Source organism: Kitasatospora sp. NPDC008050 (assembly GCF_042957465.1).
In the GTDB taxonomy this organism is placed as follows: domain Bacteria; phylum Actinomycetota; class Actinomycetes; order Streptomycetales; family Streptomycetaceae; genus Kitasatospora.
The window spans coordinates 509,437-531,862 of the sequence record NZ_JBIBIJ010000003.1; the positions used below are offsets into that span (position 1 = coordinate 509,437).

Consider the following 22,426-nt stretch of genomic DNA (forward strand, 5'->3'; position numbering starts at 1 on the left):
TCGGGCAGGCCGCTACGGCTCTGTCGAGCGGGGCCGGCCGGTCGGGATCCGGTTCGTGAAGAACAGTGCGAGGAGAGCCATGAGCACGAGAACGGCCAGCGCGGCACGCAGGCCGTCGAGCCTGGCCGCGGCGTTCGCGTCGATCGCGGCCTCGGTCACCGCCGCGCTCGTGCCCGCCTTGTCAAGGGCTGTCCTGAGCTGGGCATCCGACAGGAAGGGCGCACCGCCCTGGAGTTGGGTGGTCGCTCGGCTCTTGACCTCGGCCGGGATCGCAGGATTCTGCTCGATGGTGGTCAGGAACGAAGTCGTCAGCGTGGCGATCAGGATCGACCCGGCGAGCGCCGTTCCGATCGAGGCGCCGAGATTGGTGACGGCGTTCTGGATGCCGCCGACCTCCGCGCTCTTCTCGTCCGGGACGGCCGACACCGTTACCGCCCCGAGCTGGGAGGCCAGCGCGCCCATGCCGAGCCCGATCAGGAGGAGAGGGATGGTGACGATCTCCGCGCCCGCATGCGCGTCGAGTGCGGCCAGCAGAACGACCGCTCCCGCGAGCAGGAAGAGGATCCCCAGCCGCACCACCCGCCGCGGTGAGATGTCGGGGAGCAGGCGCGGGATCAGGATCGCGGCAGCCAGCAGCGCCAGAGACAGCGGAAGGATGCGGGCCCCGGTTGCGAGCGCGGACAGGCCGAGCGCGACCGACAAGTAGAGCGGCACCACGAAGAACACGCCCATCTGGACGAGGTACTGGAAGAAGAACATGGTCAGGCCGCCGGTCAGCTGCCGGTTGCGCAGCAGGGCGGGGTCCACCAGCGGCTCCCTGTCCTGCTCCACGAGGCGGGCCTCCCAGCGGAGGAAGAGCCAGATCAGCAGCAGGCCCGCCAGCATCAGCCACACGGCGAGGGAGATGCCGAGCCACACGGGTGCGTGGGGCTTCGGCCGGAACCAGCCCCACTCGTTCGAGCGCAGTACGCCGAAGACGAAGATCCCGAGCCCGAGGGCGCAGAGCACGGCACCGAGGAGGTCCAGGCGCGGGCGTTGGCCGGTCCGCGTCTCGGCGATCCCGCGGGCGAGCACCAGGATGCCGAGCACGATCGCGGACTCGCCGGCGAAGACCCAGCGCCAGGAGAAGTACGTCGTCGCGACGCCGCCGATGAGCGGCCCGAGTGCGATCGCCACGGCCCCTGCGGCGGCGACGAGTCCGTAGGCGGCGGGCCGGCGTTCCGCGGTGAAGTTGCCGGCGACCAGCGCCACGATCGCGGGCAGGATGAGGGCCGCACCGATCCCTTCGAGGAACGACCAGCCGACCAGGAGCACGGGCAGGTTCGGGGCGAGCGCGGTCGTGAGGGATCCGCAGCCGTAGATGACGCAGCCGATCATGAACGCGGGCTTGCGGCCGATGAGCGCGCCGACCTTGCCGCCAGGGATCATGAACATCGCCATGACGAGCGTGTAGGTCGTGATCGCACCCTGGATCCCGGTTACGGTCGTGCCCACGTCGTCGGCCACCGTCGCGATGGAGACGTTCATGACCGAGCTGTCGAGCGCCATCAGGAACTGTCCGGCCGCGAGTGTCGGCAGGACGAGCCCAGCCGCTGCCGAACCCTCGCGCGTGCCTGCCGGGGGTGCCATGGGCGTATCGTGCCAGCGCCCCCGGAGGGCGGAGTCCCGACCCGCCACGGAGGTCAACCAGTTGGCGCTGGTCGACCGCCCCGCCTCACGGTGATCACTACGGGTTCGGTGCCCGCGCAGCAGCCGTCCGCCGAACGGGCAGGACCGTTCACCGCGCGACGGGGCACCGCCGCCGGGCTGAACCTGGAGCAGGTGGCAGAGGCCATGGGCGAGAAGTGGGACAACTCCAAGCTGTCGCGGATCGAGAACGCCAAGGCAAGGATCAGCGCCGCTGACGTGGCCCGGATCCTCCACATCTGCGGAGTTGAGGACCCGAGGACCATCGCCGCCATGGAGGCGCTGGCGAGAGACGCCGGGAAGACCGGGTGGTGGGCCAACTACACCGCAGCGCCGTACTGCCTCCAGGATCTGATCAGCGCCCAGTCAGATGCCGAGAGCATCCGGCAGTACCAGCCAAACGTGATCCCCGGACTGCTGCAGACCGGCGCCTACGCCAGGGAGATCACCGCGGCGACAGCCTTTCACCGACCGCCGGACGAGTACGCGTCCATCGCCGAGTTGCGGATGGTCCGGCAGAACATCCTCACCAGGCCAGGCAGCCCCGTCGCCTACTGGGCCGTGATCAACGAATCTCTCCTCCACCAGCGCTTCGTCTCCCACCCCTCCCTGATGCGCGAACAACTGCGCCACCTGCTTGACATGAGCGAATTGCCCAACATCACGATCCAGGTCATGCCACTGACGGCGGGAGCCCATCCTGGCGCCTCCGGTACCTTCTCGATCACTCAGTTCCCGCAGCCGTGGCCGTCGTTCGTAACCATCGAGCATCGGGTTCAAACGCAGTATGTGGAGAACCGAGAAGAAGTGCGGAACTTCGAGAACGCCTTCGACAGGATCCGGGCAGCAGCGCTCGCCGACGACCAGTCGCGGGAGACCATCAGAACGATCATGGAAGGACACTAAAAGGTGACTCCCAACCCCGACGCCAAGCCAGAGTTGTACGCCCTGGATCTAAGCAACGCCGTCTGGCGCAAGTCCCCGTTGAGTCAGACCAACTCGGACTGCCTGGAGTACACCGATCTCCCCGGCGGTGGCAAAGCCATCCGGGACTCCAAGAACCCCCACTTCCAGCCGCTGTGCTTCGATGGCGCAGAGTGGGACGCCTTCAAACGAGGTGTCCAGGAGGGACTGGTCTAGCCCCGGGCACCCGTAGCGAACGAGCCGCTTCCCCCTATTCGTGGTGGGGGGAAGCGGCTCGCGCATTGCTGCTGTTGCATCCCCAGGGCACCACAGACCGAAACCCGCTGCTCCGCCGACCCGTCCGGGTCGGCGGCCGGTCAGCAGAACCGGAGTATGGCGGTAATCGAAATCGACGGCTTCGCCCAGGGCGCGCCGGGACTCGCCCAGAACCGCCCGGCTTGAACGAACCATTCGAACACCGGCAGGATCAGCGGACATGGACGACACCTGGGAGATCATCAACTCCCTTGCCAGGCACCTTGATTCCCACTCGCCGCTGCCTGCCGGCGAGGAGCGGTGGGTGCTCCAGGCGCTCAAACTGCAGGAGGAGTGCGGCGAGGTCGCCGAGGCTGTCATCGGCGCGCTCGCGCTCAACCCCCGCAAGGGGCACAGTCACTCCTGGGACGACGTCCGGAAGGAGGCCTGCGACGTGGCGGTCAGCGCGCTGGTCCTGCTGTCCCGGATGGGCGGCGACCCGCGGTGGTTCTTCGAGGAGCACCTGCAGGCGCTGCGCCGCCGGGACCTGCCCGGGCAGTGACCCGGGCAGTGACCGGGGCAGTGACCGGCCCCGGTCACAGGACGCCGTCGGTGCCCGCGATCAGCGCGCCCGGGTGCTCCGGCACCCAGCGGGCGGCGTCGCTCCCGCCCCGCAGCAGCTGGTCGCCCCACCGGTCCAGGTAGCCGCGCACCGCGTCCGGGTCGCCGTCCAGCAGGTGGGTCAGGGCGTCGGTGGTGAGGTCGGCGATGGCCAGGAGCAGCGCGCAGGTGTCGTCGAGGAGGTGGTCGTCGCGGACGAAGCCGTCGTAGCGGCTGGTGAAGCGGTCCGCGGGGCGGTACTGGGACCGGCTCGACGGCCCGGGGACGCGCACGGCCATCGCCTCGATCCCCAGCCACACGAGGGCGAGCGCGGCCGGCTCGGGCGAGCGGGCGGCACCGGCCGCGCGGGCCGTCTGCCGGGCCGCGGCCGAGGCCTCCCCCAGCCTCGCCTTCGCAGCGGCGGTGTTCCCCTGGTGGAGCGCCACGACCAGGCCGGCGGAGCGGGCGGCCAGCCCGTCGAGCACCGCGAGCAGGCACTCGCGCGGCAGCGCACCACCGGCGCTGGGGCCGGCCAGCCAGCTCTCCAGCAGATCGAGTACCCGGCCCGCCCGCGTGCGCCGGGCCGAGGCCGTGTCGGTGCCGGCGCCGGTCAGCGGGTCGTGGGCGGCGATCCGCAGCACGCCGACCGCGACCAGCCCGGCCTCCGGACCGCCCGGCCAGGGCGGCGAGCACCGTCCGGTCATGACGATCCCCTCCCTCTCCTCCACCGGCCCCCGCCACCGCGCGCCCGCGGGGCACGGCAGAACACCGGCCATTCGTCACGTATACGAAGCCTCTGCACAGTACACGCGGGGTGCCGCTCTCGTCACCAGCCGCGATCAGATCGGCCGGTCCGCCCGGTGCGCTCCGTCCCGTGCCCGCCGCCGCCCGGCCCCGTGGAGCGCGGCTCCCGGCCCGGTCAGGACGCCACCTCACGCAGCCGCTCGGCCGCCGCCTCGGGCGTGACGTCGTCGCTCCAGCGGTGGACGATCCGGTAGTCCCCTGACCGACCCGACCACGAACGCCCCGACCTGCACCGTCCGGGCCGGGGCGTTTCGTCAACGACCGGGTGCTGCTGGTCCTGTTACGCCAGGTCGGGTCGGGCCGGTGCGCCCGGCGGCGGACCGCCGGCCCCTCGGCGGGATGCCAGCGCCTTGCGGAACACCTTGGCGGCCACGGCCGGGTGGAAGAGGGTGGTGGGCGGGGAGACCATGTTGATCACCCGGGCGAAGCGGGTCCAGACCGCCGGGTCGTGGGTGGCGACGGCGAAGAGCCAGGTGTTGTACCAGTGGGCGAAGCGGGCGGGCAACGGGTGGCGGCCGGAGTCCCACATCAGGTCGGAGTTGCCGGAGAGGGTCCACGGGGCGAGCACGATCCGGGCCACACCACGCTGGAAGGCGCGGCCGAGGGTGGCGAGGCCGTCAGGGCGGGTGCGCCGGGTGCGGAGCATGCGGTGGAGCAGGTCCGCCTCCAGGGCGGCCACGGTGAGGCCCTGGCCGTAGACCGGGTTGAACACGCAGACCGAGTCGCCCAGGGCCAGCAGGCGCCCCGGCCAGTTCCGGCAGGCGTGGAAGGGCCGCCAGCGGCTGTTGACGTTGGTGTAGCGGTGCACCGGGCCGGCCTCGGTGCGGTGGGTGAGCTGCTCGGCGAGGCGTGGGTTGCGCAGCTGGCGGGCGAAGTCGAGGTAGCCGTCGTCGTCGGTGGGCGGCACGAGGTCGCCGTAGCCGAAGAGCGAGCAGGTCCACCGGTCGTACTCGACGGCCATCAGGACGCCGCCGCGCGCGACGCCGGGTGCGAAGGTCATCTGGTAGGCGACCTGCTGGTCCGGCGGGTTCGCGGTGTCCCGGTCGAAGGTGGAGGAGGTGTAGGTGATCCGGGCCTTGATGACGCGCTCCGGCGGCACCTCGACCCCGGCCTCGCGCAGCCACCGGTCCAGCGGGCTGGAGCGGCCACCCGCGTCGACCACCAGGTCGGCGGACAACTCCCGGACGGGCTCGTCCTCGGCGGCGGTGCGGTAGCGCACGCCGGTGACGGCTCCGGTCGGGGCGAAGACCAGCCCCTCGCAGTGGGTGCCCGCGTGCTGGGTCACGTTGGGCAGGGCGAGGACCCGACGGCGCAGGCGGCGTTCCAGCTCGCCGCGGGTGAACGTCTGGATCCGCACGCCGGTGCGGCAGCGCGGCGCGTAGCCGGACGGCAGGAGGAAGCTGATCCCCTCGCCGTAGTCGAAGACCGGCGCTCCTGCCTCGTGCAACTCCGCGCGCAGGCCCGGGAAGTACCGCTCCAGGACTTCGGCGCCCTTGGCCAGCATCGCGTGGGCGTGGTGGCCCTGCGGAGTGTGCGGGTGCACCCCGGTGTCGCTGGTCACCTCGTCCCGCTCCAGCAGCACGACCTCCCGGAAGTGGTCGGCCAGGACCCGGGCGGTGACCAGGCCCGCGTAGCCGGCGCCGATGACGACGGCGGTCTGCCAGGGCGGGCGCCCGGCGGGTGGACGGGGTCGCAGTCGCAAGGGTCCTCCACGGGCACGGTGACGCTCGGTCAGATGGCCCTCACAATGATCGCCGCGTTTCTCCGTCGGGTCCAGGGAGCGTACGGGGCGCACGCCGGCTCTCGGACAGGGCCGCCGGACCGGGCGGCCGGACCGGGCGGCCGGACCGGGCGGCCGGACTGGGCGGCCGGGCAGCGCCGCCGGGCAGGCCCTAACCGAGGCTCACGGCCTGCTCCCCGGTGATCTGGGGTGCCCGATCGCGGCGGGGCAGCAGGAGGGGGGTGGCCAGCAGGAGGACGCCGGCGAGGGCGATCGCGGTGCGGGGGCTGGTGGCGGCGGCGAGCAGGCCCCACAGGGCGGTCATGGCCGCGATGCTGGCGCTGCTGCCGATCGACCACGCGGTCAGGGTGCGGGCGACGCGCTCGGAGCCGGTGTTTTCGAGCCGGTAGGTGGACAGCAGCGGGCCGAACAGGCCGCAGCAGGTCACCAGGCCGAGCTGGACGCCGATGACGAGCAGGATCCCGGGGAGACCGGGCTGCACGAATGCCAGTCCGACGGGCCAGCACGCGCGCAGCACCCCGGTGGTGAGCAGCGTCCGGCGCTGACCGAAGCGCGCCGCGAGCGGGCGCGCGAGGCGTGAGCCGATCAGTCCGCCGATGCACGGGGCCGCGAAGGCGAGGCCGTACTGCCAGGGGGCGAAGCCGAGGTGGCCCAGCATGAGGACGGCCATGAGCGGCTCGGCGGCCATGATCAGACCGTTGACCACGATCGAGTTGAAGAAGAGTGGGCGCAGCACGGGGTGGCGCAGGATGTGGCGCCAGCCTTCGAGCAGATCGCCCGCGCGCAGCCGCGGCGCGGCGCTCCGGGCGGGGTGCGGTTCGGTCCCGCCGATGGCGCGGATGCCCAGCGCCGAGAGCAGGTAACTGACCGCGTCGGCCAGCACGGTGGTCACCGGGCCGAAGAGCGCGATCGCGGCGCCGCCCAGCGGTGGCCCGATCACGGTCGCGCTCCAGGTGGTGGACTCGAAGCGGCCGTTGGCGACGAGCAGGTCCTGCGGCGGCACGAGCGTCTTCAGGTAGGCGCCGCTGGCCGCCTTGAAGCCGATGTCGGCCGCGGCGGTGGCGACGGAGACGAGGAGCAGCTGGGCGAAGCTGAGCAGGCCGAGCGCGAAGGCGGCGGGGATGCTGAGCAGCGCCGCGCACCGGACCAGGTCCATCGTCACCATGACCGGCCGCTTGCGACGGAACTCCACCCACGGGCCGAGCGGCACCGCGACCACGGCCCCCACGGCCCGTCCCGTGGCGGCCAGCGCCGCCACCTGGGCCGGCCCGCAGTGCAGCACCAGGACCGCGATCAAGGGGAAGGCGCCGAACCCGAACCCGGTGCCGTACGCGCTGACCACGTACGCCGTCCACAACCACCGGAACTGCCGCCCGAGCCCCCGTCGCCCCGCCATACCCACCACACCTCTCCCGTGCCCTGAACAACCAGCTGTTGACCACCGGTATCCAAGCGGGTGGCAGATGGCGAGATCAAACAACCGACACGCCACAAAGGCACAACCATACGTTGTAGCGCTAGCATGACCGGCGTGGATCTCGACGCTGTGCGCACCTTCGTGGCCGCCGCGGACGCGGGGCGCTTCCAGGAGGCCGCCGCCGTATTGTCGGTCACCCAGCAGGCCGTCTCCAAACGCATCGCCACGCTGGAGAAGCTCCTCGGCGTGCGGCTGTTCACCCGCACCGCGCGCGGGGCGAAGCTCACCATCGACGGACAGGCGTTCCTGCCCCACGCCCGCGACCTGCTGCGGGCCGAGGAGCGGGCGCTCGCCTCGGTCCGTCCCGGCCACCGCGCGCTGCGGGTCGACGTGATCGGCCGCCGGCTCGCCCCAGCCACCCTGCTGCGCGACTTCCGTCGCGCGCACCCCGAGGTCGAGCTGGACGTCGTGACCCTCTTCGACGCCGACGCCGCCGTCGAGGCCATCCAGTCCGGCACGATCGACGCGTCCTTCCGCGCCGTCACCAGGCCCGGCCGGCAGCTCCCCGACGACCTCGGCGCCGCCCGCGTCTACGACGAGCCCATCGAGCTCCTCACCGGGCCGACCCACGCGTTGGCCGGCGCCCGCGCGGTCACGCCCGCCGAGCTGGCCGGGCACCGGATCTGGATGCCCGGCATCGTCGCGGGAACCGAGTGGGCCGCCTACTACGCCGACCTCGCCACCGCGTTCGGGCTCACCATCGAGGTCACCGGCCCCGACTTCGGCACCGAGCCCCTGCTGGACACCATCGCCGACTCCCGCTCCCTGGCGACCTTCGTCGGCGAACGGACCCACCTGGTCTGGCCCGCCGACCACGGCCTGCGGCGCATCGCCCTGCGCGATCCCACACCCGTCTACCCGCACTCACTGGTCTGGCACCGCGACAACCCGCACCCGGCCCTCGCCACCCTCCGCGCCCACCTGCGCTCCGGGCCGCGCTCCCCTGGCGGCGCGGACCACAGCGACGGCGTGGCAGCCATGGCGACCTGGACCCCGGCCTGGGCCTAGCCACCAGGACGACGTCACGGGCTGCTGTCGGCGATCGCGATCACCGCGGCGGTGCTGGGCTGGGGGTCCTCGGTGGACCGGATCAGCAGCATCGCCTCGCCGTTCTCCGTCCAGGCGACCGCGCCGGGGTCGGTGAACTGACCCGCTGAGCACAGTCCGACGGTGGCGACCGGCATGGCGGTGCCGCCGCCCCCGCCGAACGCGCCGAGCGTGAGCGTGCGGTCGTCCGCGCCGACGAGCACCTGCCCGGTGCAACCGGTGAGGGTGACGGGCGGGGAGAAGATCGAAGGCGGCGCACTGAGCAGGTGCGCGAACGCGTAGGAGAGCAGAAGGACGACGGCGGACAGGGTGGCGGCCAGGGCCGAGCGGCTGCTTATCTTCGCCATGGCGATGGGACGTTGCCGACCACGACCCGGTTCCAGCGCCCCGGACACCTGGGAACATCACCATGACGAGCCGCTGCTCAGCCGCGCTCAGCCGCGCTTGAAGAACTCCACCTCGGCCAGGGCGATCTGGCGGCCCGGTCCGGTGCCCGCCACGCCGCGGACGACCAAGGTCACGCGCACCACGTCGCTGATCCCGGTCGTGACGGTCTGCGGACCCGGCTTGTCGTTGAGGGTCACCTGCTGCTCATGGGTCTTGCCGTCCGACGTGGTGACCTGGAGGTCGAGGGTGGTGGGACGGGCCTGCTGCTGGTACTGCTGCGGGTCGGCGGAGTCGCCGGTGTGGATGATCAGGTCCACCAGCCGGAAGGGGCTGCGGAAGCCGAAGGTGATCGAGGCGCCGACGTCCGGCGCTCCCCAGTAGGTGTTCGTCAGGCCATCGTCGGCCGCGGCCGCGGGATGGTCCGCGAGCGCGGCGCTCGCCGAGACCGAGGTGGGGGTGATCGCGCCGGCATCACGGACCTTGTCCAGCGTGTCCTGGTAGACGTTGCGGCCCGCCGGATACAGCAGGATCCCCGCGACCACCAGCGCCGCCAGCACCAGCAGCGCGATGATCCGGCGCAGCGCGAGTCCGGAGCCGCCGATCCGCACCCGGCGCCGGAACGGCCACCGGGTGCGCCACCAGGGCAGCGGCCGTGGCGGCGCGGTGACGGTCAGCGGGGACGCGCAGCGCCGGCAGAACCGCCGGTCGGGCCGGTTGGGGGTGCCGCACCGGGGGCAGGGCGGGCCGTCCTGGACGTCCTCGGTCGCGGACGTCCGGACCACCGGGCGGGGCGCGACGGGCCTGGCGGGCTGCACCGCCACCGGGTCGGCCTCGGGCCTCGGGGTCTCGCCGGTGGCGGGCGCGGGGGTGGCGCGCCCGGGAGGCCGGACGGTCCCGGGCCGCAGCGGTGCGGCGGGCGGGGTCGGAGTCGGAGTCGAGGCCGGGGCCGGGGGTGCCGGATCGGGAGCGGGCGGAGCCGGCACCTGGGCAGCGGGAGCAGGGCCGTCAGGCGCAGGGGTGGCGGGCCCGGGGGTGGCGGGCCCGGGGGTGGCGGGCGCGGGGACGTCAGGGGCGGGGACGCCAGGCGCGGTAGCGGCGCCCGCCTGCGACCAGCCCAGGTAGGCACCGCAGTTGCCGCAGAAGTCGTCCCCATCGCCGTTGGCCGTGCCGCAGTCGGGGCAGGTGCGCATCGGTCAGCTCTCCGCTCTCCCTGGTTGATCGGCTGGACCGGACGGACCGGCTGGACCGGCTGGACCTGGCGGACCGGGCAGGATCTGCACCCGGCAGGTCAGGTGGACCGGGCAGCCCGCCCGCACCACGGCCAGCACCTGCTCCTCGGCCACCGCCGCGGCGCGCTCGGGCCAGACCCGGACCAGCAGCTCCCCCGAGGGCGCGGGCGGCAGCGCGGGGTCCGGGGTGGTGGACCAGGCCACGCCGCCGCCGTCCACGATCTGCGCCCCGACACCGAGGATCAGCCGCAGCCGCTCTTCCAGGCCGCGCCGGGTGCCGCGCCGGCGGTGCAGCTCCACCGCGCGCCGGACCACGGTGCGGCGTACCTCCTGCGGCCAGACCGGGTCGGTCTCGATGGCGACCCAGGAGGCCAGCCAGCCGAGGAAGTCGTCCGGGGCCAGGCGTGGTTGGAAGTAGGCGGACAGGTTGTCCAGGGTGGCGAACACCGGGGCGAGGACGGTGTCCAGGCCCGCGGTGAACCGCTGGGCGAAGTCGTCGTCGGCGTAGAGCGCGGGCAGCAGCTCACCGATGGGGTGCGGGCTCGGCAGCCCGGGGACGGCGGCCCGGCTCATGAGGCACCCTCCGCGGGAGCCGGGACGATGGCGACCTGGTGCTGGTGGGAGAAGACCAGGGCGTCGGGTGCGACGTCGACCCGCTCGGCGGGTGCGCCCCGGCGTCCGGTGATCGGGTCCGCCGGGAACAGGCGCAGCTCCTCGACGGCCGCCACGCCGGGCACCTGCTGGAGCACGGCGAACATCTCCCCGTACTGCACCGCCCGGCCGAACGGCCAGCCCGCCCCGTCGGCGCCGCCGACCAGCGGGTTGAGGTAGCGGAAGAGCGCCGCGAGCGCCGCCTCCCGCACCCGGTCGGCGTCCGGGGAGCGGGTGGTGAGCCGGGCGACCACCGTCACGCCCTGGTAGTCGGGGGGCTGCACGACGAGCCGGGTGCCGAGCAGCCGGCGCTCGTCCAGCGCGGCCGCGATGGCGGCCACCATCTGCTCGGCGGGGATCAACTGCTCGAAGCGCAGCCGGTCGCCCTCGTCCGCCACCGCGCCGGGCACCACGAGCACCCGCACCGCGCCCGCCTCCCCGGCGACGGCCGGCACGCAGCGGACCCGGGCCGCGGCGGGCGCGGCCTGCCGGGCGATCAGCTCGAAGTCCTCGGCGGTGACGGCCCGTTCCTGCAGGCGCAGCAGGTGCGGGGCGCGCAGTTTGGCGTTCTCCGGTGTCTCGCCGTCCACACCGCCGTGGGCCGCCTCGCGGTTGTCGACGCCGGCCACGTACGGCACCGAGCTGCGCAGCACCGAGATGGTGCCGCGGGCGACGTTGCCCGCGCTGCCACCGCCCGTGCGGTAGTGCGGGACCCGCAGCTGTGCCCCCTTCGCCGGCACCGCGCCGAAGGAGCGCACACTGCCGTCGGGTTCCCGGACGGCGGGCGGGAAGGTGAACTCGCCGGTGGTCGCGTCGATCACCACGTGCCGGTCGGTCGGTGACGAGTCGCCGAAGTGCTCGACGGCGGTCCACCGCTCCCAGCCCTCGCCGGCCGACACCTCGACCGCCGGCGGTTCGCCGTCGAGCAGGATGGGCACCCGGGCCAGGCGGAAACGCTGGCCCGCGACCCCTTCCGAGGTGCCGAGCGGCGCGTCGGCCACGGTCTGGGCGTGCACGACGGTCGCGATGGCGCCGACGGTGAACACCTCCGCCCGGCGGATCGTGGGGGACTCGGCGTAGAACGGCTGTCCCGGCTCCGGCTCGGTCACCCGGCAGCGCAGCCAGGCCGCCCGCCGCCCGGCCACCACCGAGACGGCCTGTCCGGCGGGCACGAAGACCACCACCTCGCCGGGCCGGTTGAGGCCGCCGGTGGTGTCGGTGCCGGTCTCGCAGGCGATCCACCGGGCGCCGTCCCACACCTCCCAGCGCAGCGGCGGCTGCCGCGGGTCGACGCCGACGCCCTCCACCCGGCTGTCCAGGCGGACCACGAGGATGCACCGCGGCACCACGGCCGGCAGCGCGAACAGCATGGCGTCGCCGACCTCGGGACGCGGCTGGAAGCAGGGCAGGTCCGCGCCCTCGGCGAGCTGGTCGGTGCGGTCGCGCTGCTCCCCCGAGGCGGCGATCGTGACCAGCCGGTCGAGCGCGCTGGGCACCACCGGGAGGTCCTCGGCGGTGGCGAACACCACCGCCTCCTCCGTCTCGGTGCGCAGCGTGGAGACCTCGGTGCCCGCCCGCAGCAGCACGGTCTCCGGCTGTGGGGCGGACAGCCAGAAGTCGACCTCCGCCCGCGCGGCGGCCGGCGGGAAGAGCTGGATGCCGAGCAGGTCGAGGAAGGCCGTGTAGTTCTTCTCCGGCACCCGGTTGAGCCGGTAGAGCAGTTGGTCCACCAGGTAGGCGAAGGTCTCGATCAGGGTGACCCCGGGGTCCGACACGTTGTGGTCGGTCCACTCCGGCGCGCGCTGCTGGACGTAGCGCTTGGCCTCGTCGACCAGTTGCTGGAAGCGGCGGTCGTCCAGGTTCGGGGAGGGCAGTGCCATCAGTGCGCTCCCCCGTCGAATGCGTCCGGACCATCGGCCGGTTCGGGGATGGTGTAGAAGGGGAAGACGAGGTTGCGGCGGTCGTTGGTGGACCGCACGGTGTAGTGGACGTCGATGTAGAGCGTGCCCTCGTCGACGCTGTCGAAGGCGATCCGCACGTCGTCGACCTCGATCCGCGGCTCCCAGCGCTCCAGCGCGGTGCGCACCTCGCGCGCGATCCGGCCGGCGGTGGTGCCGTCGCCCGGCGCGAACACGTACTCGTGGATGCCGCAGCCGAACTCCGGGCGCATCGGGCGTTCGCCGGGCGCGGTGCCGAGGATGAGCCGGATCGCCTCCGCGATCTCCCGGTCGCGGTCGACCATGCCGATGCCGCCGGTGGCGTTCACCCGGAGCGGGAACGCCCAGCCGCGGCCGATGAAGCCGCCACTCACGCGGCGCCTCCGATCAGCACGTTGAAGGCACCGATGGTGATGGTGGCTCCGCAGGCCGTTTTGTCGCCCATCCGGGCCGCGGGCAGCCCGCCGATCAGCACCACTCCCCCGGCGGCCGCGGCGAGGCCCGGCATGATGACGTTGGCGGGCCCGAGTTCCACGTGGGGGACACAGGTGTGCAGGCTGCCGGTGACCGCGGCAGGGCGGCCGCCGATCAGCACGGTCGCCACCGCGATGGCGCCTGGCGGCGGGGTGGCGATCACGCCGCCGTGGTCGGTGGCATCGCCCGTCCGGGCTGCGGGGGGCATGTGCGCGCTCCAATCGTTCGGTACTGGTTTGGTTCGAGGTCAGTTGATCCTGACGAGGGCAGCCTTGAGCACCGCCATCGCACCGCCGTCCACGGTGGCCGCCGTCCGGCCGGTGACGGTCACCTCGGCGCCGTCCACGGTGACCGCCGTCCGGCCGCTGACGCTCACCGAGCCACCGGTCAGCCTCACTTCCCCGGTGCCGGCGTCGAGGGTGATGCCGGAGGAGGAGAGACGCACCGAACTCGCCGCCGCACCGGCCGCATCGAAGACGGTCAGCACGATCTGGCCGTTCTGCTCGTCCAGCCTGACCTCCAACTTCTTGTCGCCGCTGGCCAGTCGAACCCCGGAGGGGCCGCCCGGCACGTCCAGCAACTCCAACCGGTTACCCGAACGGGACACCAGGGAACGGCGGTTGACCTGGCCGCTGCCCGGGCTGATCAGCGGCACGTCGTGCGGCGACGGCGCGTCGACGCCGTTGTAGAGGCCGCCCAGCACGTAGGGGCTGTCGAGGCTGCCCTGTTCGAAGCCGACCAGCACCTCGTCGTTGACCTCGGGGCTGAACACGCCGCCACCCCCCTGACCGCCCCACTGCACCGTGCGCACCCAGTCGGAGACGTAACTGTCGTCCAGCCACGGGAACTTCAGCCGCACCCCGCCGCGCTGCGCGTCCCCGGGCTCCCGGACGTCGGTGACCACGGCGATCGCCAGCCCCGGCATCCGCGGCCCGCGCGAGGCGGCGTTGCCCCCGGTGACCAGCCCTGCCAGCGAACGGTCCGGGGCCGCGCTGACCACCACCGTGGTGCGGTAACCGCGGTACGGCTCAAGGAGATGGCGCACCGCGGTGGCAGTGTAGCGGCCGGAGAACGCGGCACCCACGTTGCCCAGCGCGACGGGTGTGCCCGCCCGCAGCCGCGGGTTGCCCTCGGCGACCACCTCCAGCTCGCCGAATCCGGCGGCCACCGAGGCGGCGATCGACCCGGCCGCGGCGGCCGTCTCCGCCTGCGTGCGGTAGGGGGTGTCGGCGACCGTCAGCCGGGTGGGACCGGGGAAGGCGCCGGTCACCACCGACGGGCTCATCCCCGGCTGCACGGTCTGCGCGGTCACCGACGGCTCGGTGGCCACCAGTTCGCTCCTGGTGGCCACGTTCCAGCCGCGCACCTCGACCGTCTGCGCCCCGCCGGCGGCGGTCAGCACCCCGCGCAGCTCCAGCAGGTTGCGCCCGTACTCCAGCACCAGCGGGCTCAGCGGCGCCGGGGTGCTGGGGGCCGGGGCCGAGGAGGCGGGCTCGGGCTTGACGAACTCCAGCAGCCCGTCGTCGTCGACCCGCACCTGCGCACCACTCTCCTGCGCCAGGTACTGGAGGAACTCCCAGTCCGGGACATTGGCTTGGGAGAGCTGCTGGTGGACGACGGCGAACGCGTCGACCCGGCCGCAGCCGAGCCCCGCGCCCGCGGCCACCTCGCGGACCACGTCCGAGGTGGTCATGTTGCGGAACGCCTTCACCCGGCGCCCGCGCATCAGCCGGTGGGTGATGGCTGATGCCCGCACCACGGTGAACGAGCCCGTGGTGTCGACCTCCAGCTCCACGGCGGTCACCTCGCCGGTGAACAGCCGCACCTGCGCGTGCCCCTGCACGGTGACCACGGAGACCCGCAGCGGGGTGCCGATGGTGATCCCGGTCGCGGTGAGGAAGGTGTGGTTGGCGTCGCGGAAGGTCAGCGCGGCGGTGTCGGGCAGGCCGACGCTCTCCTCGATGTCGCAGCAGACCAGTTGCCGCGCCCAGACCGGCGGCAGCGGGCCCGGCGCCTCGACGACGGGGTCCGCGGCGAAGGAGCGGCCGCCGCGCGCCTCGATGGTGCTCATGGGCGCCCGCCCCGGGTCCGCTCGTCGATCCCAGGCACGATCAGCTCACTGCCCGGGACCAGCACCATGGGGTCGTCGATGCCGTTGGCCTCGGCGATGGTGCGCCAGGCCGCCGCGTCGCCGTACGCGCGCCAGGCGAGCAGCGGCAGGCTGTCGCCCGCGATCACCTGGTGGGTGCTGCGCGCCTCCGGCGAGCCCGAGGTCGGGTTCTGGCCCGCCGGATCGACACTCGCCTCCTCGATGGTGAGCGCGCAGGTGGCCCGCAACGGCTTGCCGTCCACGTCGAAGAGCGTGTAGGTGACCGACAGGTCGGTCAGCACCCCGTTGAACGAGGTCGTCTCCGTGGAGCCCCAGTCCAGCCGGAGCCACGGGCTCGCCGGGGTCTTGCTCGCCAGGCTGCTCGGGGTGGGGACACAGCCGATCATCAGCTGCTTCACCGCCCGCTCCACCGAGTTGTCATGGGTCGCCGTCGCGTCGAGGAACACCTCCAGCGAGAGCGAGCGCGGCCCGCTGCCGACGAACTCGGGCAGCGCCGACTGGCCCGCCATCCGGGACGGGGTGCGCCGCCACTCGGTGGACTTGCGCAGCACCAGGGTGGCCGGGTTGAACTGCAGTGGCAGCAGCGCGAGTTCTCCGCCGGGCTGGGCGCCGACCGTCGACGGGGGCTCCATGATGGTCAGTTGGGCGCGGGTGACACTCGCGGGGACCGCTGAGGACATCCCGGATCTCCTTCCGTGCGTCGGGCAACGGGTCCTGTGGTGCGGTCCGTCATGACGGGCGCAGGCCCGCGTGGGCGATTTCCAGGCTCTCCACCGCTGCTTCGGAGTTCGCCGGGTCGAACGACGGCCCCTGCCACCGCACGGGGACGATGCCGAGCACCTGCCAGGCGACGATACGGCTCAAGTCGGGTCGCAACGCCACGATTTCACCGTCCTTCGGCTCCACCCGCCGGACGATCTCGTCCAGCCAGCGCGCGATCTTGGTGGTGTCCGAGGTGACCGCGCGGGTCAGCGTGATGTTCGACCAGGTGATGCGGCCCGGCAACTGCCAGGAGAAGCCGTTGTTGCCGCCCTCCGCGTACTCCTCGATCTCGACCTCGGCGCCGAGTCCCGAGCAGGTCGTGAAGTCGCCGAGGTCGTTGCCGCCGATCGTGAGCCTGAAGAAGACGCTGGTCGCGAAGATGTTGTCGGTCATTCCTGCCTCCGTCGCCTGGCCGCCGCCGCTGCCTTGCCCTGCCCTGCCCTGTCTGCTGATGGCGCCGTGTTCTCAGCGGTGGCCGTCGTACGGCCGTCCGGCGCGCTCCCTTCCCCTGCGCAACTCGGCGCGCAGCAGCCGGCCGACGGGCTCGATCAGGCGCCGGGCCAGTTCGTCGAGGTCGGCGGCGGCCGCGGGCAGCGGGGCGGCGCCCGGCTGACGGTGCGAGGTGGTGGAGGCGGCGGTGGCGGGGGCCGAGGTGCGGGCCTGGATGGTGGCCGGGGTGCGAGAGGGCACGGCGGTCAACGGCACCCCGGACAGCCCCGCCTGCTCGGCCACCCGCCGGAGCACCGCCGCCGTGGCGGGCGTCGGCCGCGAACGGGCGGGCGGACTGCTCGCCCGGCCGGCACCGGGCACCACAGCGGCCGGCCAGGGCGCGGCGGCCGACACCGGTGCGGCGACCGGACGTGACGTGGGCTCCGGGCCCGCACCGGGCAGGGGCACCGGGGAACTCCGCGCCGGCCGAGCACCGAGCGGCAGCCGCTGAACCGCCACCACAGCCGGCAGGGCCACCGCACCGCTCGACGGCGCGAGGCGGACCACCGGCCCGCGCGGCGGGGCGCCGCGCTGCTCGTGGTGCGCGGGGTGGGCAGGGAGCGCGGGGTGGGCGGGGAGCGCGGGGTGGGCGGGGAGCGCGGGGTGGGCGGGGAGCGCGGGGTGGGCGGGGAGCGCGGGGTGGGCGGGGAGCGCGACAGGGGCGGAAGAGCCTGCGGGCACTGCCTCCGACCGTGTTGGCGCAGCGCCACCGGGGATGGCGGGCCGCGCGGGTGCCGCCAGCCGTGCGATGGGAGTTGTGGCACGCGCCGCGCCCGATCGCGACGGACGGTCGGTGGCGCCGGGCACCGCCGGGGCCGCCGGGGCCGCCGGGGCCGCCGGGCGCGAGGCATCGCGATGGCCGGCAGCCTCGCGCCCGGGCAACGACCGCCGCTGGACGGCGGCAACGGCGCCGGAGATCACCTGGCTCACGACTGACCGCCCCTCACCGGGCCGGGGAGGGGTCACCGGACGCGACACCTCGCGAGCACCAGCTACCTCACGCCCCCGCCGGCCGGCGACAGCCCCCGCCCGGTCCACCGCCGACCCGCGCTCACCGGGCGTGGGAGGGTCCACCGGACGCGACACCTCGCGAGCACCAGCCATCTCACGCCCCCGCCGGCCGGCGGCGCCCGCCGTCCGACCCATCGCCGCCCCGCCCTCGGCCGGGGCGGGAGTCTCCTGGCGCCAGGCGGCCCTGACGACGGGTGGGGTTGGCTGCCCGGCCGACCCGGTACCCGCCGTGCCTGCCGCCGTGCTCGCCGCCGCGGCGGCCGCGAGCGCGAAGCCCATCGGCCGCTCGCCGAGCAGTCCGCGGGTGCGGTGGACCGGCCCGGCCGCTCGCGCTGGGCCGTGTGGCGCGACCACCGGAACCGCCCGCGCGTGCTGACCCTCCGCCACCGCACGCTGAACGGGCCGGCCGTCGATCGGCGAGCGGTTGGTCGACGGGGGCTGGTGGGCCTGGCCCGGAGCCTCGGGATCACCCTGCCGCGGCTCAGCGGCGGGCAGCGGCGGCGCGATGGGACGTCCGGCCCGGGGCAGCGCGGCGTCGACCGGCTGCGGTCCCTCTCCTTCTGCCCGCCGAGCCGTCGGCGTCCTGCCTTCCGGCCGCGCACTCCCGCTCGCGTCCGCACCCCGACGACCGGCAGCCGGGCCAGGACTGGCAGCGGACCGACCGTCATCGGCCTTGCGCTGGACGGCGATTGGGTCCGGCGCGGGGGTGCGCCGCCCAGGAGCCGCTGCGTCATGGGGAGTGCCTCCCCCGGCCCCCGCCGCCGACCGCGGTGGCGCGGGGACGGTGGGGACGGGAGGAGCGCTGTGCCCCCGCTCGGCGCCGAGGCCGAGGTCGAGGCCGGGGCCTGGGCCGGGGCCGGGGCCGGGGCCGGGGCCGCCGTCCGCGCCGCCCCTCCCCGCCGCTCTCGTGCTCCGCCGAACGGGTCCGCGCTCGACGGGCCGAGCCGGACGGCCGCCCGACGGAGCCGCGGTCGGCGGCAGCCCGCTGAGGGGTGCCCCCAGTCCGCCGCGCTGGCGAGCGGGGGCGGCGGCGGAGCCGCCCGCCGAGTCGGCTGAACGCTGCACGTAGGTGCCACCGGTCGGTCGGGCGGGCCCGGGCACGATCGGCAGTGGTGCGGCCGACGGACCCGAAGCACCATCGGCACCGCCGGGGCGCCGGGCAGCGGGCCGGGGCGAGGCGCTCGCGGGCAGCGCGGTCAGCGGCGCGCCGAGGACCGGTCGGGCCGGCGCGGCACCGGTCACGGCGGTGCGCTGGACCACGCCACCGGCGGGCCGGGCGGCCCCGGGTTCGCCGACGGCAGCCGGGTGCGGCTCGGGACCGGTCGGCTGCGCCGCGGACGGCGTGGACGCCGCAGGGCCCTGCGACGGAGGAGCATCGGCCGGCCCGCCCGGCTCCCCGGCTGCGGGCCGGAGTACGGCGACCGTGCGCACGGGCAACGACTCGGGGCGCCGCGCCACGGTCAGCGGCCGACCGACCGGGCGCGGCACGACCGCGCGGGGCCGCTGCCGCGCACCGGACGCTGCCGCGGGCTCGACCGACGGCACGACCCCGCTCCCGGCCCCGGGAACCGCCGGACCGCCCGCCCGGGCGGGGACCCGCCGCCCCGGCCTCTCCCGCCGCACCGCCGCCGCGGGCACGTCCAGTTCGTCCGGCCGCCCCGCCTCCGGCGCAGCCGGCGTCACATAGGGCAGCGTGAACGCCCCACCGGCCTCCCCCACCGGCCCGGGCGGCCGTACCACCGCCCGCAGGATGCCCGCCGGTGCCGACGGGAGCACCGCGTGGCCGAGGCCACTGCCGCAGCGCGACGGGTTCTGCCAGGCGGCGAGCCGGGACCGGAACCGCAGCCCGTCGCTGACCCCGGTCACCGGCTGCGCGAGGGTCGGGGCCACCGGCGCGACCGCCCGCCAGCCCCCGTCCCACGCCCCCTCCCGCTCCCGCTCCCCGACCGACTCCCCACCGACCGGCGGTGCCGCGGCCGGCCCCGCAGCCGGCACGACGGGCGCCTCGGCAGACGCCGCCGCCCCGCCGCCGCGCGCCGTCCCGCTGCCCGCCGCCCGGCGGGTGAACCCGTCCCAGAAGCCCATACCGCTCACCCGCCCTCGTTGACGCGGGTGTTGATCCGCGCGATCTCCCGGACCCAGCGCCGTCGTTCATCGTGGGTCAGATCGAGGATGGCCTCCCGCTGCCAGTGGAAGTGGTAGGCGATGTACGCGACCTCCTCGTACAGCCGGGCGGCCGCGTACGTCACGATTCCCCCAGGCGCCCACCGGCGAGGTCGACCTCGAAGGCGCCGTCGCAGTGCGGGCAGGTCACCGCGGCGCGCGTGTGGCCTTCGCTGTTGATCCGCTGGTAGAAGTCCTGGAGGAACGCCACATCGGTGGCGTACATCCGCTCGACCACGCCCGCGTGCACGTCCGTGATGCTGCCGAGCCTGGTGATCACATGGCTCAGCAGCACCACGCTCAGATAGGCGGGGTTCTCCTTGACCCGCAGGTCGATCTGGGGCATCAGCTCGTCCCGCGCGGTGGCCAGCCGCATGCTGCCGTGCCGGTGCACGGTGCCCTCGTCGTCGACATACCCGCGCGGCAGCTCGAACTCGAACTCCGTGCGCAGCTCGTGCCCCCGCGGCCGCTGCCGCGGTGGCTCACCGCTCTGCCGAGCCCCAGCCGGTGCCTGCACCGGCGCCTGCTCCGGTGCCGCTGTCCCTGCCTGGGCCAGGAGTTCCTCGACCCCGATCCGTCGCCTCACTCGACCGAGATCTCCTCGAACACGATGGTCACCGTCTCGGTCGCGGCGCTGGACTCGCCCGCGGTGAGGGTGGGGCCCTCCCACCGGCTCGCCCAGGCGTTCATCAGCTGGATGCGCCGCAGGGTGGCCCCGGTGGTGTCCTTCACCTCGATGGTGAGGTTCTGCCGCGCGGTGTTGATCGCGCCGTTGTTGAGGGTCTCCTTGATCCAGTTCGAGAACGCCGAACTCTTGTCGAGACCACGGGTGATCGTCACTTCGCCCGGCAGCCGCGCGCCGGGCTGCTTGCGGACGACCAGCTTGCCCTGCTGGGTCACCTGCTTGTACTCGACGACGTCCTGATCGACGGTGAGATTGCTGATCTCCTTGACGGACTCGACGTTGTAGCCGCCGAGTTGGACGCCGAATATGTGTGTGGAGAGCGGATCGCCTTCAGCCATGACTTCCTGTCACCTCCCGGGGTTGCTGACGCTGCTGGTCGTTCCTCGCACCCGATGTCACTCGTTGACGAGGCTGGTGCTGTCGGAGAACTGGGACAGCCGGAACACCACGAACTCGGCGGGCTTCACCGGCGCGACCCCGATCTCGCAGATCACCTGTCCGAGGTCGATGGACTCCGGCGGGTTGTTCTCGCGGTCGCACTTGACGTAGAAGGCCTCCGCGGCGGTCTGGCCGAACAGCGCGCCGCGCCGCCACTCCTCGGTGAGGAACGCGGTGATGTTCCGGCGGATGCTGGACCACAGCCGGTCGTCGTTGGGCTCGAACACCACCCACTGGGTGCCGAGCAGGATGGACTCCTCCAGGTAGTTGAAGAGCCGCCGCACGTTGAGGTAGCGCCAGGCGGGGTCGGAGGCGAGGGTGCGCGCACCCCAGATCCGGATGCCGCGCCCGGGGAAGGCCCGCACGCAGTTGACGCCGATCGGGTTCAGCAGGTCCTGCTCGCCCTTGCTGAGCCGCAGTTCCAGGTCGACCGCGCCGCGGATGACCTCGTTGGCCGGGGCCTTGTGCACGCCGCGTTCGGCGTCGCTGCGCGCCCACACCCCGGCGGCGTGCCCGCTCGGCGGGACCAGCACGTTGCGGCCGCTCGCCGGGTCGAAGACCTTGATCCACGGGTAGTAGAGGGCCGCGTAGCGGGAGTCGTAGCCCGCCTCCTGGTTGCGCCAGGTGCGCACGTGCTGGGCGTTCAGACCCGGCGGGGTGTCCAGGACGGCGATCCGGTCGCCCATCTGCTCGCAGTGCGAGATCACCGCCAGCTGGACGGTGCGCACCCCCTCCGCGTCGAGGTCGCCGCGCTGGTAGGCGCTCATCAGGTCGGGCACCGCGACCATGGTGATCTCGTCGATCGCCTCCAGGCCCGCGAAGCCGGTCCGGGCCGAGGCGTCGCCCACGTACTCGGCGGGGTCCAGGCGGGTGGCGGGGGCGGCCGACGCCGGGGCGGGCGCGGGCGCCTCGGCCAGGGCGAGGGTCTGGCGGTCGGGCCGGCTCGGCGCGGTGCCGGGCTGCTCGGTGACGGTGACGAGCCTCGACTCGCGCAGCTGGGTGACGACATATCCCTTGGTGTTCCTGCGGGTCGACACCTCGTAGGTCTCGGCGACCTCGCTGCCCTTGCGGACCAGCAGCCTGAACCGGTCCTCCGGGATGTTCTCGCCCTCGGCGTCGGCGATCTCGACGCTCACGTCGGCGCCCGTGCCGGGCAGGGCCGCGATCAGGAAGCCCGCGACGGCGGTGGGCGCCGGGGCCTGGTGGGCGGGCTCCGGCGCGCCGCCGGCCGCGGCCCGGCCGGGCTCGCCGATCCGGACGATGTAGGCGGAGCCGCCACCGTTGGCGAAGAAGCCGTAGACCGCGTGGGGCAGGTAGCTGCCCTCGGTGAAGCCGCCGAACTGCTGGACGTACTGGTCCCAGTTGGTCACCAGGGTCGGCTCGTGCCAGGGGCCGGTCTCGGCGAAGCCGACCAGGGCGGCGACGGCCGTGCCGACCCCCTCGATCGGCCGTGCACCGGACTGGACCTCCTCCACGTACACACCCGGGGTGAGGTACGACGGCATGCTCGCTCCTTCGGCCGGTCCGATCATCCGTCACAGAGTCTGCGATGGGACCGCCTGCCATGACATGTCCCG

At 73.9% G+C, this 22,426-nt stretch carries 22 protein-coding genes; 4 read left to right on the forward strand and 18 right to left on the reverse strand.

Features of this window, described 5'->3' with window-relative positions; genetic code table 11:
- Positions 1-12: 12 nt before the first annotated feature.
- Complete coding sequence (locus ACFZB9_RS08995; RefSeq protein WP_391445059.1) at positions 13-1,629, reverse strand: MFS transporter; 1,617 nt, start codon at positions 1,627-1,629, stop codon at positions 13-15.
- Between the two features lie 108 nt (positions 1,630-1,737).
- Between ACFZB9_RS08995 and ACFZB9_RS09000 the strand changes: the two genes are divergently transcribed.
- The 3 genes from ACFZB9_RS09000 (at position 1,738) to ACFZB9_RS09010 (ending at position 3,406) form a co-directional block, all read left to right on the forward strand.
- Positions 1,738-2,592, forward strand: coding sequence for a helix-turn-helix domain-containing protein (locus tag ACFZB9_RS09000; RefSeq protein ID WP_391445061.1), 855 nt, complete (start codon positions 1,738-1,740; stop codon positions 2,590-2,592).
- 3 nt (positions 2,593-2,595) lie between these two features.
- Positions 2,596-2,826, forward strand: coding sequence for a DUF397 domain-containing protein (locus ACFZB9_RS09005; protein WP_391445062.1), 231 nt, complete (start codon positions 2,596-2,598; stop codon positions 2,824-2,826).
- A 259-nt stretch (positions 2,827-3,085) separates the two neighbouring features.
- Positions 3,086-3,406, forward strand: coding sequence for a MazG-like family protein (locus tag ACFZB9_RS09010; protein WP_391445063.1), 321 nt, complete (start codon positions 3,086-3,088; stop codon positions 3,404-3,406).
- 34 nt (positions 3,407-3,440) lie between these two features.
- Here the strand turns inward: ACFZB9_RS09010 and ACFZB9_RS09015 are convergent, their stop codons facing one another.
- The 3 genes from ACFZB9_RS09015 to ACFZB9_RS09025 form a co-directional block, all read right to left on the reverse strand.
- Positions 3,441-4,148, reverse strand: coding sequence for a hypothetical protein (locus tag ACFZB9_RS09015; protein WP_391445065.1), 708 nt, complete (start codon positions 4,146-4,148; stop codon positions 3,441-3,443).
- A gap of 380 nt (positions 4,149-4,528) precedes the next feature.
- Positions 4,529-5,950 (reverse strand): FAD-dependent oxidoreductase, encoded by a 1,422-nt coding sequence (locus tag ACFZB9_RS09020; RefSeq protein ID WP_391445067.1) that lies wholly within the window; start codon positions 5,948-5,950, stop codon positions 4,529-4,531.
- Positions 5,951-6,140: 190 nt separating this feature from the next.
- Positions 6,141-7,385: an MFS transporter gene (locus ACFZB9_RS09025; protein ID WP_391445069.1), complete on the reverse strand. Its 1,245-nt coding sequence runs from the start codon at positions 7,383-7,385 to the stop codon at positions 6,141-6,143.
- Between the two features lie 135 nt (positions 7,386-7,520).
- On the opposite strand from ACFZB9_RS09025, the gene ACFZB9_RS09030 reads away from it, so the two are divergent.
- A complete protein-coding gene (locus ACFZB9_RS09030) occupies positions 7,521-8,474 on the forward strand; it encodes a LysR family transcriptional regulator (protein WP_391445071.1) in 954 nt (317 codons plus the stop codon).
- 14 nt (positions 8,475-8,488) lie between these two features.
- On the opposite strand, the gene ACFZB9_RS09035 is transcribed toward ACFZB9_RS09030, so the two are convergent.
- From ACFZB9_RS09035 to ACFZB9_RS09100, 14 genes are all read right to left on the reverse strand, one after another.
- Positions 8,489-8,860: a hypothetical protein gene (locus tag ACFZB9_RS09035; protein WP_391445073.1), complete on the reverse strand. Its 372-nt coding sequence runs from the start codon at positions 8,858-8,860 to the stop codon at positions 8,489-8,491.
- 87 nt (positions 8,861-8,947) lie between these two features.
- Complete coding sequence (locus ACFZB9_RS09040; protein WP_391445075.1) at positions 8,948-10,090, reverse strand: NADase-type glycan-binding domain-containing protein; 1,143 nt, start codon at positions 10,088-10,090, stop codon at positions 8,948-8,950.
- Positions 10,091-10,093: 3 nt separating this feature from the next.
- A complete protein-coding gene (locus ACFZB9_RS09045) occupies positions 10,094-10,702 on the reverse strand; it encodes a phage tail protein (protein WP_391445077.1) in 609 nt (202 codons plus the stop codon).
- Positions 10,699-12,660: a putative baseplate assembly protein gene (locus ACFZB9_RS09050; protein WP_391445079.1), complete on the reverse strand. Its 1,962-nt coding sequence runs from the start codon at positions 12,658-12,660 to the stop codon at positions 10,699-10,701. Before ACFZB9_RS09050 ends, ACFZB9_RS09045 begins: the two co-directional genes overlap by 4 nt.
- Positions 12,660-13,091 (reverse strand): GPW/gp25 family protein, encoded by a 432-nt coding sequence (locus tag ACFZB9_RS09055; protein WP_391445081.1) that lies wholly within the window; start codon positions 13,089-13,091, stop codon positions 12,660-12,662. Before ACFZB9_RS09055 ends, ACFZB9_RS09050 begins: the two co-directional genes overlap by 1 nt.
- A complete protein-coding gene (locus ACFZB9_RS09060) occupies positions 13,088-13,399 on the reverse strand; it encodes a PAAR domain-containing protein (RefSeq protein WP_391445082.1) in 312 nt (103 codons plus the stop codon). The genes ACFZB9_RS09055 and ACFZB9_RS09060 overlap by 4 nt, the downstream gene beginning before the upstream one ends.
- A 39-nt stretch (positions 13,400-13,438) precedes the next feature.
- Positions 13,439-15,262 carry a VgrG-related protein gene (locus ACFZB9_RS09065; protein WP_391445084.1) on the reverse strand — a complete coding sequence of 608 codons (1,824 nt, stop codon included), beginning with the start codon at positions 15,260-15,262 and terminating at the stop codon, positions 13,439-13,441.
- Entirely contained in the window at positions 15,259-15,981 is a 723-nt protein-coding gene (locus ACFZB9_RS09070) for a LysM peptidoglycan-binding domain-containing protein (RefSeq protein ID WP_391445086.1), read from the reverse strand. The genes ACFZB9_RS09065 and ACFZB9_RS09070 overlap by 4 nt, the downstream gene beginning before the upstream one ends.
- Before the next feature lie 49 nt (positions 15,982-16,030).
- Positions 16,031-16,456 carry a phage tail protein gene (locus tag ACFZB9_RS09075; RefSeq protein ID WP_391445087.1) on the reverse strand — a complete coding sequence of 142 codons (426 nt, stop codon included), beginning with the start codon at positions 16,454-16,456 and terminating at the stop codon, positions 16,031-16,033.
- Between the two features lie 72 nt (positions 16,457-16,528).
- On the reverse strand, positions 16,529-17,233 hold the full coding sequence (locus ACFZB9_RS09080; RefSeq protein ID WP_391445089.1) for a hypothetical protein: 705 nt from the start codon (positions 17,231-17,233) through the stop codon (positions 16,529-16,531).
- 2,420 nt (positions 17,234-19,653) lie between these two features.
- A complete protein-coding gene (locus tag ACFZB9_RS09085; protein WP_391445091.1) occupies positions 19,654-19,812 on the reverse strand; it encodes a DUF6760 family protein in 159 nt (52 codons plus the stop codon).
- A complete protein-coding gene (locus ACFZB9_RS09090) occupies positions 19,809-20,312 on the reverse strand; it encodes a hypothetical protein (RefSeq protein ID WP_391445093.1) in 504 nt (167 codons plus the stop codon). Before ACFZB9_RS09090 ends, ACFZB9_RS09085 begins: the two co-directional genes overlap by 4 nt.
- Positions 20,309-20,749: a phage tail protein gene (locus ACFZB9_RS09095; RefSeq protein ID WP_391445094.1), complete on the reverse strand. Its 441-nt coding sequence runs from the start codon at positions 20,747-20,749 to the stop codon at positions 20,309-20,311. The genes ACFZB9_RS09090 and ACFZB9_RS09095 overlap by 4 nt, the downstream gene beginning before the upstream one ends.
- Positions 20,750-20,806: 57 nt before the next feature.
- Positions 20,807-22,354, reverse strand: coding sequence for a phage tail sheath family protein (locus tag ACFZB9_RS09100; protein ID WP_391445096.1), 1,548 nt, complete (start codon positions 22,352-22,354; stop codon positions 20,807-20,809).
- Positions 22,355-22,426: the final 72 nt, after the last annotated feature.

Bases quoted from the DNA above. Each gene is read 5' to 3' on its own strand.
- ACFZB9_RS08995 (WP_391445059.1), bottom strand. From the start codon at position 1,629: ATGGCACCCCCGGCAGGCACGCGCGAGGGTTCGGCAGCGGCTGGGCTC.
- ACFZB9_RS09010 (WP_391445063.1), top strand. From the start codon at position 3,086: ATGGACGACACCTGGGAGATCATCAACTCCCTTGCCAGGCACCTTGAT.
- ACFZB9_RS09015 (WP_391445065.1), bottom strand. From the start codon at position 4,148: ATGACCGGACGGTGCTCGCCGCCCTGGCCGGGCGGTCCGGAGGCCGGG.
- ACFZB9_RS09025 (WP_391445069.1), bottom strand. From the start codon at position 7,385: ATGGCGGGGCGACGGGGGCTCGGGCGGCAGTTCCGGTGGTTGTGGACG.
- ACFZB9_RS09035 (WP_391445073.1), bottom strand. From the start codon at position 8,860: ATGGCGAAGATAAGCAGCCGCTCGGCCCTGGCCGCCACCCTGTCCGCC.
- ACFZB9_RS09040 (WP_391445075.1), bottom strand. From the start codon at position 10,090: ATGCGCACCTGCCCCGACTGCGGCACGGCCAACGGCGATGGGGACGAC.
- ACFZB9_RS09045 (WP_391445077.1), bottom strand. From the start codon at position 10,702: ATGAGCCGGGCCGCCGTCCCCGGGCTGCCGAGCCCGCACCCCATCGGT.
- ACFZB9_RS09050 (WP_391445079.1), bottom strand. From the start codon at position 12,660: ATGGCACTGCCCTCCCCGAACCTGGACGACCGCCGCTTCCAGCAACTG.
- ACFZB9_RS09060 (WP_391445082.1), bottom strand. From the start codon at position 13,399: ATGCCCCCCGCAGCCCGGACGGGCGATGCCACCGACCACGGCGGCGTG.
- ACFZB9_RS09065 (WP_391445084.1), bottom strand. From the start codon at position 15,262: ATGAGCACCATCGAGGCGCGCGGCGGCCGCTCCTTCGCCGCGGACCCC.
- ACFZB9_RS09070 (WP_391445086.1), bottom strand. From the start codon at position 15,981: ATGTCCTCAGCGGTCCCCGCGAGTGTCACCCGCGCCCAACTGACCATC.
- ACFZB9_RS09075 (WP_391445087.1), bottom strand. From the start codon at position 16,456: ATGACCGACAACATCTTCGCGACCAGCGTCTTCTTCAGGCTCACGATC.
- ACFZB9_RS09095 (WP_391445094.1), bottom strand. From the start codon at position 20,749: ATGGCTGAAGGCGATCCGCTCTCCACACACATATTCGGCGTCCAACTC.
- ACFZB9_RS09100 (WP_391445096.1), bottom strand. From the start codon at position 22,354: ATGCCGTCGTACCTCACCCCGGGTGTGTACGTGGAGGAGGTCCAGTCC.